Origin of the sequence: Pseudoalteromonas sp. PS5, assembly GCF_004103255.1 — a bacterium.
Classification (GTDB): domain Bacteria; phylum Pseudomonadota; class Gammaproteobacteria; order Enterobacterales; family Alteromonadaceae; genus Pseudoalteromonas; species Pseudoalteromonas peptidolytica.
Genome location: NZ_RCSQ01000140.1, coordinates 16,817 through 30,126, shown reverse-complemented (window position 1 = coordinate 30,126; position 13,310 = coordinate 16,817). Strand labels below are relative to the sequence as shown.

At 40.3% G+C, this 13,310-nt stretch carries 13 protein-coding genes; 6 read left to right on the top strand and 7 right to left on the bottom strand.

Going from position 1 to position 13,310, the window contains the following annotated elements:
- Positions 1 to 27 precede the first annotated feature (27 nt).
- The 7 genes from D9603_RS16580 to D9603_RS16545 form a co-directional block, all read right to left on the bottom strand.
- Entirely contained in the window at positions 28 to 513 is a 486-nt protein-coding gene (locus tag D9603_RS16580) for a hypothetical protein (RefSeq protein ID WP_128732153.1), read from the bottom strand.
- Between the two features lie 114 nt (positions 514 to 627).
- Entirely contained in the window at positions 628 to 1,011 is a 384-nt protein-coding gene (locus D9603_RS16575) for a hypothetical protein (protein ID WP_128732152.1), read from the bottom strand.
- Between the two features lie 124 nt (positions 1,012 to 1,135).
- Positions 1,136 to 1,594 carry a hypothetical protein gene (locus tag D9603_RS16570; RefSeq protein WP_128732151.1) on the bottom strand — a complete coding sequence of 153 codons (459 nt, stop codon included), beginning with the start codon at positions 1,592 to 1,594 and terminating at the stop codon, positions 1,136 to 1,138.
- Between the two features lie 117 nt (positions 1,595 to 1,711).
- A complete protein-coding gene (locus D9603_RS16565; RefSeq protein ID WP_128732150.1) occupies positions 1,712 to 2,350 on the bottom strand; it encodes a hypothetical protein in 639 nt (212 codons plus the stop codon).
- Between the two features lie 782 nt (positions 2,351 to 3,132).
- On the bottom strand, positions 3,133 to 3,354 hold the full coding sequence (locus tag D9603_RS16555; RefSeq protein ID WP_128732149.1) for an EF-hand domain-containing protein: 222 nt from the start codon (positions 3,352 to 3,354) through the stop codon (positions 3,133 to 3,135).
- 57 nt (positions 3,355 to 3,411) lie between these two features.
- Positions 3,412 to 3,633: an EF-hand domain-containing protein gene (locus D9603_RS16550; protein WP_128732148.1), complete on the bottom strand. Its 222-nt coding sequence runs from the start codon at positions 3,631 to 3,633 to the stop codon at positions 3,412 to 3,414.
- A gap of 43 nt (positions 3,634 to 3,676) precedes the next feature.
- Positions 3,677 to 3,898, bottom strand: coding sequence for an EF-hand domain-containing protein (locus tag D9603_RS16545; RefSeq protein ID WP_128732147.1), 222 nt, complete (start codon positions 3,896 to 3,898; stop codon positions 3,677 to 3,679).
- 373 nt (positions 3,899 to 4,271) lie between these two features.
- On the opposite strand from D9603_RS16545, the gene D9603_RS16540 reads away from it, so the two are divergent.
- From D9603_RS16540 to D9603_RS16515, 6 genes are all read left to right on the top strand, one after another.
- Positions 4,272 to 5,642 (top strand): ATP-binding protein, encoded by a 1,371-nt coding sequence (locus D9603_RS16540; protein ID WP_128732146.1) that lies wholly within the window; start codon positions 4,272 to 4,274, stop codon positions 5,640 to 5,642.
- Complete coding sequence (locus tag D9603_RS16535) at positions 5,639 to 6,175, top strand: hypothetical protein (protein WP_128732145.1); 537 nt, start codon at positions 5,639 to 5,641, stop codon at positions 6,173 to 6,175. The genes D9603_RS16540 and D9603_RS16535 overlap by 4 nt, the downstream gene beginning before the upstream one ends.
- The gene (locus D9603_RS16530) at positions 6,172 to 7,500 is read left to right on the top strand and encodes a sigma-54 dependent transcriptional regulator (RefSeq protein WP_128732144.1); all 1,329 of its coding nucleotides are present in this window, start codon (positions 6,172 to 6,174) and stop codon (positions 7,498 to 7,500) included. Before D9603_RS16535 ends, D9603_RS16530 begins: the two co-directional genes overlap by 4 nt.
- A gap of 329 nt (positions 7,501 to 7,829) precedes the next feature.
- A complete protein-coding gene (locus D9603_RS16525) occupies positions 7,830 to 9,788 on the top strand; it encodes a methyl-accepting chemotaxis protein (protein WP_128732143.1) in 1,959 nt (652 codons plus the stop codon).
- Positions 9,789 to 9,897: 109 nt separating this feature from the next.
- Positions 9,898 to 12,069, top strand: a complete 2,172-nt coding sequence (locus tag D9603_RS16520) for a S9 family peptidase (RefSeq protein ID WP_128732142.1) — start codon at positions 9,898 to 9,900, stop codon at positions 12,067 to 12,069.
- A 261-nt stretch (positions 12,070 to 12,330) separates the two neighbouring features.
- On the top strand, positions 12,331 to 13,122 hold the full coding sequence (locus tag D9603_RS16515) for a transporter substrate-binding domain-containing protein (protein WP_128732141.1): 792 nt from the start codon (positions 12,331 to 12,333) through the stop codon (positions 13,120 to 13,122).
- The last annotated feature ends 188 nt before the right edge of the window (positions 13,123 to 13,310 follow it).

Genomic DNA, 13,310 nt, shown 5'->3' with positions numbered 1-13,310 from the left:
GCCTGCTGTTTTGTGTCCTTTGTTTAATTACTTTGTTAGCTGTACGATTTTTATGATTTTGTTTTCTTTAGCTATTGGTAAGTAGCTAATTTCTAGGCAATTACCATTTTTTATAACTTTACCTGGTAACTCTTTTTCATAGAAAAAAGGTGTTCTTGTATAGTTGTTATAAGAAAACTCGACCCCTTGCACTTCAAATGTTGCTGTATGTCCCTTAACTTCGTCTAGGCGATAGTTTTGAATACAGCCTGATACAAGTAAAAATTCACCTGCATCGATCTGTTTTTTAACATCGATATCTTGTCGTAACTCTGAATATGTAACAAACAGTGCAATGAAAAAAAACAAACCAAAAATTGTTAAAAGCCAATTTCGTGAAATTTTAACCATGCTCAATACAAGTTCAGAAACCGCTGGCAATTTAACAAAAGCTACAAGCAAAAATAAAACAGGTAGCACCCACAAAAAGTAATCAATGCTGGGTTTTAAACTGATTTCAAAATAGGGGCTCAAATTTCACCTAGTACAGCTAACGCCCGCCATATGGGGCGCATAAGTGCTTGGCTAAAATTAGCGAAGAATGAGCGCAAGCCAAGCGTTTTGCGTCCAATTGCCATGATGGCCTTGTTATAAGCCCTTTTTGCAATACACTGCTACTTTATGAGCCACCTTACTACCTGTTAGCATATTGATGGCAATAATCATCGATGGCGTATATAGAAATAATGCAGCTCCCGCAAAAGCATTTTTTGCCTCTGGAGCAAAAGTCATAATTACCATCGATGTGTTAACTAGAACAAATGACCAAATAAATCTTTTAATAAAACCATCAACTTTAACAAAAAACTTATAGTATTTATTAAAGAGATAAATACCCGCTATTAATATTAAGCTGAATACAAAAACCTTTTCGTAATAGCCGTGAACTGAGGTATAGAAGATAAATCCCGGCACCATTACTGGGGATAAACTCGCAAATGCTAATTTTTGCCTAAGCATTTTATTTGTCACCGAACCTCCGAGGGCTTATAACGCCGCAATAAAGGGCGGCCAATACGTAGGCTGCTTTGTGTTAATTTGGAGCGCAGCGACAACACAAAGCAACCGGAGTGTTGGGCGTCCAGCCGGTGTATTTTTACCGGCGATCTTTCATTGCCTTGTTATGCGATTTTTGACTGACTTGATCAACTATATACTGTGATACCGAGTGTATTACATACCTTCGGTTATTCTGGGATTTATCAGGTACACAAATATAGTCAATCCAAACGCTCATGGAAGTATTCTGATCTGTGAAATAGCCTTGAGATACAGGCAAGTCAACTCCCTCGATACCAGATTGATGAACAAATAATTCAGTTTCGTCTGCTGCGATAAGCGCACTACCTGAAGTATGAGGCTTGCACCCAGAGACAGATGTCTTAGGCCCAACTAAAAACAGCATGGTGGTGCCGTTTTCAATGGTGATTGAAACACTAAAACCAAGTTTTTCAGCATTCTCTGGAGTAATTTCCTCTAATTCAGGCCCTGCACTAGCTCGCGCCAAACTCGAAATTATCAGAGTGGATAGTAGGAAAAAATATTTGATGCTCATCTGCTCCCTGACTTTAAACGCATAACGCCCACTTAAAAGGTGAAAAATTGATGGCGACTTTTTTGCGGGTCTTTGCAAAAAATGCGACATAATTTTGAATCCGAGTTGAAGTGCTTGTTATATTTTTCCTGTTAAAAACTTTAATATATGAGAAACAATGTTCAATGAATTTGAAGCTGTAGCAATATTATCCGGTGCATTTTCCTTTACTTCGCTATAGTAGTTGTGTTCATTTTTTATATGGTTGACTACTGTCGATGCTTCTCTTACTTGCTCTACGTTTTCGGCAGCATGATCATGGAAAGGTACTAAATAATTATTTCCAACGGTCTCTAGATACTCACTGATACAATTATTTGAAATAGCATATTTCACCCGCTGGATTTCCGAATTTATTCGGAAATGAGCAGATATATATTTATATTGAGAATGTTCCTCTTTTAATTCTCGATTGTACCAGTTATACCAGTCAACAGTGTTATCAAATGATACTATCTCATTGAAACCTAGAACGTTCATACGGTTTAACATAATAGAACCTAGCGAAGCTGCAATAGTTTGACATTCAACGGCTTTAATAAATATAGGGTGATTACCATACAGCAAAGGTGCTACACTTTGAGAAACTTTACTACCAATTTTTTCTGCTTCGAATCGAGCCATATAATGCTTCTCTCCCTGAGGGTACTCCTCTAGAAACATATCAAAATATTCTTTGAATAATTGTTCAAAATTTTCAATGGACTCTATTCGCATGCTGTACTCCGAGAAAAATATAACAATTTAATATCGACCCAATGGGTCGTTTCTCTACCGAGTCATGGGTCATTAATCTCATTGTACCAGTTTTATCATAATAACTAACTTGTTGCTATACAGATATTTTTCATAATGATGAAAAGGATAAAAACGACCCTCGGGGTCGTTTTCTTGACTATAGGAGAAGTACGGCGAAACTGTATATAAATACAGTTAACTTTTAGAGTTAACTCAATGAGAGCTCGTTAGCCATTTTTAAACCATATCGTTAAATTTATGCTGACTAAGCAATATTCGGTCAGAACCGATGATACCCCGTTGAGCAAAGGTTTCTAGCTTGTTTTGGGGCATAAATGAGTTAGCGAAACGTCCGCTGTGTAGACTTGAGCCAATAGGACTAGATTACTGTGAGCGTCTCTTGATCGCTCATAAAAGTCTGTCTGATGAAGTCTAAACTTATTCACTTAAACTATAAGATCAGATATGAGCTAGTACACCTTACTCTTACCGACTCTGATCCTTTAGTTTATTTCCCTAATGACATCCAAACTCTCAATTTGGAGCTCAAAGATTCTGATAGCGATGCCCCGCTGTAAGTATTCCTTTATACCAGTTTGTTTCAACTAGCCCGAAGACAGGCGCTTAGTTGCGCAAATCAGTAATATTGTCAGTTACTCAACAATCATCATAATCTTTGAACTCTATTCCCTGCTCCCTGACATCAGTTCCTTTTCCTCACTCATTCCCTTGCGCAGGTATGTTTACTGCTCCAGCTCTAATTAGCCTTTAAAGTTTGCGAACTCTGTTGTGCTTAGCTCGCCATTTGCATCAGCGTCTAGTGCTTTAAATTGCTCTGCAAGTGCCGTGTGTGCTTGTGCTTCGCTCATGCTGATTGTGCCGCTTTGATCTGTATCTAGCGCTGCGAAGTCTTCACCAGCCATTGCATTAACAGACGCGAAAGATAAACCTGTGATTGAAAGTGCAATTAGTACGTTTTTCATGATTTATTCCTCAAAAAATGTAAATACTGTTCGTTTTATAAAATTGGAAGCTGTTAGTTAGCCTTTAAAGTTTGCGAATTCTGTTTCGCTTAGCTCGCCATTTGCATCAGCGTCTAGTGCTTCAAATTGCTCTGCAAGTGTCGTGTGTGCTTGTGCTTCGCTCATGTTAATTGTGCCGCTGCCATCGGTGTCGTATTTAGCAAAGTCGTCACCGGCCATCGCATTAACCGACGCCATTGATAGACCAGCAAGGGATACTGCTACTAGTAAATTTTTCATGATCTTCTCCTTAACGATTAGAGTGATGTGATAACTCGGCAAATTAACCTTCGTAGTTATCAAATTCTGCTTGGCTTAATTGACCGTCTTGGTCTGCGTCTAGCTCGTTAAATTGAGCAAGAAGGTCTTCATCTGCTTTTGCTTCTTCAATAGAGATGTAACCATCACCATTCATGTCTAGTTTGTCGAAATCAGTGTTTGCATGTGCACCTACTGATGCCAAAGTCATTACTGCTGCTGATACTGCGATTACTAGATTTTTCATCGTGTCTACCTCATAAGATTAAAAACTAATTTCTGTGTTAACCGTTTTGCTATTAAAGCTAAAACTGATTTTGCATTTGTTTTTGCGTTTCGTTTTTCGCTTTCGAGATAACTATTCCAACTTTGATGCCAAAATTAAAAAAGCAACATTTATCAGATAGTTAAAGAAGTTTGCTTGGAAAGGTTAAGGTTGGATTAAGGCTAACTGTTGCTAAATGGCGACAGCTGAAGGTATGGAAAATAAAAAGTCTTTATTTCTCTGAGTATTAGGTTGTCGCATCTTTGCAACAACGCCACTTTTTCACACTAAGTTTTACAAACCGAACAGCGCTACTTGGTCAAAATTAGTTCACCTTTTGGAAGGGTTTGGTATCGTGAAAAAAATTTTTTCTCAGTCTTTACAAAAACAGGCACTTATTGCCATGTTTATTGGTGTGCTTCCAATACTCACACTGACTTTGTGGTACGCCCAAGCACTGTCCAAAAACCAACAAAAAACGCAGGATATTTATAATAAAAATCAAAAGCTTATTCTTGAATACAATTTTGTAAAAGCAGATATCAGTGCGCTTGAAAAAGCACTGCAAAATAATCAGCTGCTGCAAAGTGAAACACTGCAAGACAGCATCGAGCAGAAGTGGCAAAACACCAAAAAACGTATTCAATTATTAAAAATAAACCTACCCGATTCGCTGTTTGTTGCTAAATGGCGACAGTTTGCTCCGGATGAGATCAATGCCACCTCAAAAGCTGAAGAGTTTCAGCGATTGGTTAAAGTGCTTAATCAATTCGAGGAAAGCTTTCAGCAAACACTGAATAAGCGCTTATCAGATCAAGAAGCCCATTTCGTGCAGCTGCAAACATGGTTTATGTTTGGCCTCATCATCTTGCTACCCACCCTTATCGTGATCAGCATCTTTTTGATCAACCGGATTTGTCAGCAGCTTAATCAGGTAGAATCTGCGGTATCTGAGGTGGGTAAAGGTAATTTTGATAAGTCGGTAGAACTTTCTGGTAGCCATGAGTTACAGCAACTGGGTGACAGGTTAAATTGGTTAAGGCTCGAACTTAAACGCATTCAACAACAAAAAGAAACTTTCTTGCGCCATGTTACTCATGAGCTTAAAACCCCTTTAGCATCACTAAACGAGGGAAGCAGCTTATTAAATAGTGGATTGCTTGGAGCTGTTAATCCAAAGCAGCAACGTATTCTCACCATAATGGAAAACTCTGTTGCAAAGCTTGGATCGCTGATCGACGATTTGCTCAGCTATAGCGCGGCCAGTCACCCTGATAGCCTACATCACAACGCCGAAATGAATCTTATCCAAAAAGAAGTCTCAACGCATCTTAGCGATAAGCTAGGAAAGACTGATGTAATAGTGAACTGGCAAAACCATGATGACCTCAAAGTGCCTTATCTTCCCTGCAAATTAGTGTTAACTCAGCTAGTGAGCAATGCCATCGATCACGCTAAAAGCAATGTCACTATTTCAATTGAAGAGCAAAATGGCGAAGTATTGTTGATAGTCCGTGACGACGGTGATGGCATCGACATTAATGAAGCCGATTCATTATTCCAGCCATTTTTTCGTGGTGAGAAAAATAAAAATAATAATGGCAGTGGCTTAGGTTTAGCCATTGTCTCTGAGTGTGTGAAGCAATTAAAAGGCTATGTGAAATGGCTATCAGTAGAATCTGGCGCCAGTATTCAAGTCGCCTTTCCAAAAAGGGATCCAAAATGAAATACATCGCATTAAGTATCATGCTATTTTTGCTCGGTGGTTGTGCCACAACGGAGCATAACGTCGAGCAAACAAAGCAGTTTATTGGCCCTGTGAAAACAGAAACTAGTGCTAGATTTGTGCCTTTAACTGAGGTGATCAAAGCCTTAGTCAGTCAATGCGCCCAAAAACATAACGTGACATTTAACCAATACTATAAAGGTGCGCAGCACTTACAAGGCTTTATTCACACCTATTGCGGTACAGACTCAACCACCAAGCAACTTAAAGCCATTGAAGCGCTAAGACTACAAGATTATTGGCCGGAAGATTATAACATTTGGTTTGAATCATTAGCTTGGCATACTCAAAACCTTCGTGAGCAAAAAATCAGCAATTATTACGCTGACAATAAAGCACAACAGCACCAAGCACAATTGCTACAAACACAGAAGCAGCTTGCTGAGCTGAAACAAAAGTTGGCAGACATAGAAACTCAACGTCTGAAAACCGATCTATCTGAAACCCCATCACTTGAGGAGGATGTACTATGAGTCAAATACAACAGGGTGCAAAGTTGCTTTTAGTAGATGACGATACATCTTTGACAGAGCTGCTGGCGATACGGTTAGAAAGCCATGGATACGAAGTTGAAGTAGCGCATCGTGGTACGCAAGCATTAAACATCCTCAAACAAATGCCCATTGACTTGGTTATCACAGACCTAAAGATGGCGCACATGAACGGTTTTGAACTTAATGAGCAAATAAAGAAGTATTACACGGGCATGCCCGTTGTGATGATGACCGCTCATGGCTCAATTCCAGATGCTGTCGACGCTATGCAACAAGGCTTTGTCAGCTTTTTAACCAAACCCATTGACTCTCAGCAAATGCTTGATGTCATCAATGAGGCGCTTGCTGGAAAAGTAAGAACAGCGCAGACTTCAGATCCTAACAACTTTCATGGCTTGTTGTTTCAAAGCGCTTCAATGCGTCAGTTAGTACAGCAAATCCAAGCGCTTGCTAGTAGCAACGCAAACATCCTGATCCAAGGCGAGAGCGGCACCGGTAAAGAGGTGACTGCAAAAGCGATCCATCTGGCAAGTAATCAATCTCAAGGGCCTTTTATCGCGATAAACTGTGGTGCAATGCCTGCCCACCTTTTAGAGTCAGAGTTATTTGGCCATAAAAAAGGAGCATTTACTGGTGCTGTGAGCGACAAAGAAGGTCTAGTACAAGCCGCCGATGGCGGCACCTTATTTCTCGACGAAATTGGTGATATGCCGCTTGATTTACAAGTAAAATTACTACGTGTATTACAAGAGCGAACAGTACGGCCCGTAGGTGGACAAAGTGAGTATAAAGTGAATGTTAGATTTGTTTCGGCAAGTCACAAAAACATCCAAACTGCGGTTGCGGAAAAGCAATTTCGTGAAGATTTATACTACCGCTTAAACGTGGTGTCTGTTGAAATCCCAAGCCTAAGAGAGCGATTGGAAGATATTCCACTACTTGCATCACGTTTCTTAAGTGCTCTTAGCGATGGCGAAAAGCAATTTAACCAACAAAGTATTACGCACTTGTTGAATTACCATTGGCCGGGCAACATTCGCCAGCTCCATAATATTGTAGAGCACTGTGTCGCCATCACTCCAGGTAAAGTGATAACCGAAGATATTGTACAAAAAGCCTTACCAAAAGATTGTGCGCAAAATGCTTTTACTGGGTTGAACGAAGCTAAACGTCAATTTGAATATGACTACATTCAAAAAGTACTCGCGCTTTGTGAGGGGAATGTCTCAGAAGCGGCAAAACTTGCACAACGAAATCGCTCTGATTTTTATAAATTACTTAAAAAACACGAGATCCAATGCTAAACCTATTTATAGAGGAAGATAAAATTATGCCTCACACGGTCGGATGCCCACTACCTGCAACCGACTGTAGTGAAGCCTAAGACATAGCACTTCGTTCAATTAAGAGAGTGAGTTTGGGTAAAATGCGTTGCCATGTAGGTACGCTCGTAGTAGCTCTAAACAAGAGGTTTTTAACAAAAATAGCGCCCAACTTACCTTCTCAAATTGAGCAGGTAGTGAAGCAAAAGACGGCAAATCATAGTGTCGCCAGCTCCAAAGTACTTCCTTCCCTAAATACAGTGCCGTGATATGGCACCTGACAACATAGTCCAATTAATGGGGTCTCTGCGATGAAGATGCGCAAAAAACTGATAATTAGCTTTGTACTCACCGTTATTATTCCTATTTTGGCAATTTCGATTGTGAGTATTTCGCAAACCAAGAAAGATTCTCTTGAAAAGTTTTTAGACGCATCCGGCAATGAAATTCGGCAAGCGGAACGGTCATTTGTATTATTTTTTGAGCAAATGAAAAAGAGCGCCCGGTTTTTAGCACAGGCCGAGGCTGTACAAAATGTTAGTGATAATACCACCACTTACTTTGGTGCAGAGAAACCAATGACTCCGTTGCAAAATGGTCAGAATGAAGCGCAAATTTATGAGCTTTATCGCGCATTCGGACAAACCCATGAAGAGTTACTGTTTGTCTATTTAGGTACGAGTTCTGGTGGCTTTATCCAATACCCAGCTGAGCCTCTGGGCAACTATGATCCAACTAAACGCCCTTGGTACAAAAAAGCCGCAGCAAACCCCAATAGCGTTATCCTCACAGAGCCTTATCAAGGTGTTACAGGGCAAGCTATGGTCTCAGTCGCGACGGCGATTAAGCGTGATAGTAGAATGATAGGTACACAATCGCTAGACGTGACGCTCTCCACTCTCACTGATATTGTTAGTAACATTCGCTTGGGGGAATCTGGCTATCTACTTTTACTCGACGGTAACGGTATTGTACTGGCTGACCCAAAAAACAAAGACAACAACTTTAAACACAGCAAAGATCTCAACAGCCCACTTTATAACGCAATTCGAGATGTGAAAAACGAAGCCTACCTTACCATTGAAACCGATAATAAAACCTACGTTGCTAAAATTTATCGTTCATCAAACCTTGGCTGGCAGTTTATTGCAGTTATTGATGAAGATGAAATTTTAGCTGCTGCATATGATATGACTATTAGTATTGCGGTAATTGCGATGTTAATGGTGATTATTTTTGTCATTACCGCTATCACACTGGCAAATAAAATTGTCCAACCGATAGAAATGGTTTCTTTGGGTTTGAGAGAAATTGCCCAAGGAGAAGGAAACTTATCGAAACGTTTAAAGGTGATCAGCAACGATGAAATTGGTGAACTTGCAACCTGGTTCAACAAATTTCTCGATTCGATTAACCTGTTAGTGAAAGACATTCAGCATAATGCCGCGACACTCAACAGCGCAGCACTAGACTCCCAAAAAAGTATTAACGATATTCGTAGACAATGCCATGCTCAAGCGGATGACTCTGCCAATGCTGCAACAACAACTGAAACCGTGGAGCAGCTTGCAATAGAAGTGACTGAACATTGCACCCAGACACTTGAAGATGTGGTTAGCGCTGACGAGCATGCCCAACACGGCAACAAAACCATCGAATTAACCGTGTCACAGGTGGCAAGACTCAATCAGTCACTAGCTGAGTCTGCAAGTGCGATGAATCAACTTGAGAGTGAAAGCCAAGACATTACCAATATACTTGGTGTGATCCGCTCGATTGCAGAACAAACCAACCTACTTGCGTTAAATGCAGCCATCGAGGCGGCTCGAGCAGGAGAGCAAGGTCGAGGGTTTGCTGTGGTTGCAGATGAAGTGAGGACACTGGCACAACGTTCTCATGATGCCACGCAAGAGATTGAGCAAGTGCTGACTAATCTTATCGCGCAAACTAGAAATGTATCTAACCAGATGACGGTGAGTGTGAGCGAATCAGAAACCACAATTACGCAATCGCAAAGCGCTCAACAAGCATTTTCAGACATTACAGCAGCCGTATCACGCATTAAGTCTTCGGTATCAAATATTGCAGCACAAGCAACACAGCAAGGTCAAAATGCTGGTCAAACCAAACGGTTGATTGGCTCTTTAGATGTTTCGGTAAGGCAAGTTGGTGACGGTGCGGCTGCACTTAATGCCGGAGCTGACCAATTGGTGGCACTTGCTAAAGATCTAGAGCAATTAGTTGGCCGCTTTGATATTGATGAACAATAGTTAACCATCCCATTTAATTATTGTTACAAAAATGGTGTACTGCCCAGTTGTCCTCATATTGACAACTGGTTTAGACTGGGCAAACTTATTTATCTATAGAAAAATAACAATGAAGAAATTTAAATTCACATTGATCTCTACTGCTCTATTTGCAGTTCTTGGTTGCCAAGAAGCTCCGCAACAAAACCAAGTTGAAGCGCAAACTCAAGCACAACAACAGGTAGCGGTGGCAGCACCTATCGCTGAAAAAGTTCCACATAAAGTGATGATTCATGGGCAAGAGTTTACTGATAACTACCATTGGTTACGCGACGACACTAGAAGCAATGAGAAAGTACTAGGTCATCTCAATCAAGAAAATGCCTACGCAGACAGTAAACTTGATGCGACCAAGCAACTCCAACAAACACTTTTTGAAGAAATTAAAAACAAAGTTGTTAAAGATGACCGTAGCGTACCGACATTAAACGGTAGCTATTACTACTTCACAGCAACGGAAGGCGACAAAGAGTACTTTACCTATTTCCGTAGCGAGCATAAAGACGGTAAAAATGCTGAAGCAATTTTTGACGCGAATACTCGTGCTGAAGGCCAGAATTATTATGGTGTAGGCGCACTACAAATTTCATCTAACGAAAACCTGTTAGCATTTGCTGAAGATACCCTCAGTCGCAGAATTTATACTATTCAAGTTAAAGATTTAACAACAGGCAAATTGTTAGAAGATAAAATCGAGGGTACGTCTGGTTCAGTTGTGTGGGCTAATGACAACAAAACACTTTACTACATCAAAAAAGATCCCGTTACTTTGCTTGGCTTCCAAGTTTTTCGTCACACTTTAGGTAAACCACAAAGCGATGATGAATTAGTCTATGAAGAAACGGACAACAGTTACTTCACCAATATTTCTAAGAGCAAAGATAAAAGCACTATATACATTCACCACGGCAGTACCGAATCGTCTGGTGTGTCTCTTATCAGTGCTGACGATGCAAAAGCCAAACCAGAGCGTTTCATTCCAAGAGAAGCAGGTCACGAATACAGCATTAACAAACTAGGTGATTGGTTTTACGTTCATACAAACAAAGATGCTATTAACTTTAAACTAATGCGTGTTAAGGCAACTGATGTAAAAGATCGGTCAAAATGGCAGACGGTGGTTGAGCATAACCCTGATGCAAAATTAGAAAGTATTGCCTTGTTCAACCAGCACCTGGTTTACGAAACACGCGAAAACGGTCTAACTCAAATCACAGTTAGTAATTTAGATAACAGTAAAAGCAAGCGCTTGACGTTTAATGACCCAGCGTATACGGCATACCTGACAGGCAACAAAAACATAGACACTGACTCGGTGAGAATCGGCTATCAAAGTATGACCACACCAGCTTCTGTGTTTGATGTTAATTTGGAAACTCTTGATAAAACGTTATTAAAACAAAATAAAGTGCTGGGCGACTTTAATCCTGAAAATTACAAATCAGAGCGTATATTTATCACTGCACGTGATGGGATTAAAGTACCCGTTTCAATTGTGTATCGCAAAGATAAATTCAAGCAAGATGGGTCTAATCCACTGCTGCAATATGGCTATGGGTCTTATGGGTTGAATGTCGAACCAACCTTTTCTATCAGTCGCTTAAGTTTGTTAGACAGAGGTTTTGTGTACGCCATCGCCCATATTCGAGGGTCAGAAACACTTGGCCGCCCTTGGTACGAAGATGGTAAAAAGTTAAATAAGAAGAACACCTTTAATGATTTTATTGACGTGACCAAAGCATTAGTAGAACAAAAGTACGGTGATGCTTCTAGAATATATGCCAGAGGTGGTAGCGCCGGAGGTCTGTTGATGGGGGCGGTGATTAACCAAGCTCCAGCGCTTTATGACGGTGTTCATGCAGCTGTACCCTTTGTTGATGTCATTAATACTATGCTGGATGAAAGCTTGCCACTTACCACTAATGAGTACGATGAGTGGGGCAATCCAAATGATAAAACCTACTTTGACTACATGCTATCTTATTCACCTTATGACCAAGTGAAAGCACAAGCATATCCGAACTTGCTAGTTACAACTGGCTTACATGATTCGCAGGTACAATACTTTGAACCTGCCAAGTGGGTTGCAAAGCTACGAGATCTTAAAACTGATGATAACTTGCTACTATTTAAAACCGATATGGAAGCAGGTCACAGTGGTGCATCGGGTCGATTTAAAGGGATCCATGATATAGCACTAAGCTATAGCTACTTTATCGCACTTGCTGAGAATAAAATCTAGCTTTTAGCTTTTCTAGACACCAAAAGAGGCAATGCTTCTTTTGGTGTTGCCCGCTCGCTCAACCAGTTATGTTGGCCTGCGTTTCTAAAGCATAAACGCTCATGATATTCCTGCCAGTTATATCAATTCATCAAATTACGTGATCTATTTGTGGGGAAATGACACCAAGCACCCGACTCAATAAGCACAATGGAGATTACTAACAAATTGCACCATTGTTGACTATATTAAAAAGACGACACATTTTTATATCAGTGAAAAATGAACGTATTTCGCTATGTTTTTATCTGGTATTGTTTAACCCTGTCCTTCGATAACTGTGCGACCCCTCATAAGCCGGAGCTAGCTGCACCGATCGCTGTTACCATTTTAGTGGATGATGCTTATCCGCCTTATAGCTATCAGATAAATGGCGAGCTGTATGGCATTTATGTTGATATTGTCAAACAAGCCGCTCGAATACTAAGCGAAGAGTATTCAATTACTTTGCGGGCCATGCCTTGGAAACGAGGACTTTCTTCGATGGCATCAGCAGAGGCAATGGCACTCATGCCTCCCTATATTCATATAAAAAAAAGACCCTACATCTGGCCATACTCTGTACCACTGCAAGAAGAAGTGGTGGTCGCTTTTTGCAATAAAGGGGTCACGCTAAAAAAGCTCCCACATATAAAACCGGAACAAGCCATCAATGTCGGCATAAACGCAGGATATATGATCTTGGATGAAGACTTAATGGAAGCTCAAAAGTTAGGCTTGATTAAGCTGTGGGAGAATAAAAGCACAAATTCAAATATCGAAAAGCTTTCTCGCGGCCGCATTGATTGCTATGTGAATGACAGGCTTTCCACCTTACTCGGAATAAATAAAACATCTCTCGCTTCTTCTCAGCTTAGCAGTGGAAACATTATTGAAGATAAAGTGATCATGAGACGTACTGCACATATTGGTTACTTAAAAGGCTTTGAAGAAAAGTATCCACATAAGCAACACTTTATTTTACAAATGGACAATGCACTTAGGCAGGTACTCCAAAGCGATACGACTGAGTAACTCAGGCCACAGAGTCCATCCAAATAACACTTTGCAACCTAAAAGCGATTACTTTTTGAACTATTTTATAAACTTCATTGGACAGCCATGTAAGAACGCTATATTATAATAGCGCTTTAGATACTTAGAGCACTTACTACTGCTGCACTGTTTTTTCTTGATACTCTTTTTTTTAAAAAGTCGTTTAT

Bases quoted from the DNA above. Each gene is read 5' to 3' on its own strand.
- D9603_RS16515 (WP_128732141.1), top strand. From the start codon at position 12,331: ATGAACGTATTTCGCTATGTTTTTATCTGGTATTGTTTAACCCTGTCC.
- D9603_RS16535 (WP_128732145.1), top strand. From the start codon at position 5,639: ATGAAATACATCGCATTAAGTATCATGCTATTTTTGCTCGGTGGTTGT.
- D9603_RS16550 (WP_128732148.1), bottom strand. From the start codon at position 3,633: ATGAAAAATTTACTAGTAGCAGTATCCCTTGCTGGTCTATCAATGGCG.
- D9603_RS16545 (WP_128732147.1), bottom strand. From the start codon at position 3,898: ATGAAAAATCTAGTAATCGCAGTATCAGCAGCAGTAATGACTTTGGCA.
- D9603_RS16520 (WP_128732142.1), top strand. From the start codon at position 9,898: ATGAAGAAATTTAAATTCACATTGATCTCTACTGCTCTATTTGCAGTT.
- D9603_RS16530 (WP_128732144.1), top strand. From the start codon at position 6,172: ATGAGTCAAATACAACAGGGTGCAAAGTTGCTTTTAGTAGATGACGAT.
- D9603_RS16555 (WP_128732149.1), bottom strand. From the start codon at position 3,354: ATGAAAAACGTACTAATTGCACTTTCAATCACAGGTTTATCTTTCGCG.
- D9603_RS16565 (WP_128732150.1), bottom strand. From the start codon at position 2,350: ATGCGAATAGAGTCCATTGAAAATTTTGAACAATTATTCAAAGAATAT.
- D9603_RS16570 (WP_128732151.1), bottom strand. From the start codon at position 1,594: ATGAGCATCAAATATTTTTTCCTACTATCCACTCTGATAATTTCGAGT.
- D9603_RS16525 (WP_128732143.1), top strand. From the start codon at position 7,830: ATGAAGATGCGCAAAAAACTGATAATTAGCTTTGTACTCACCGTTATT.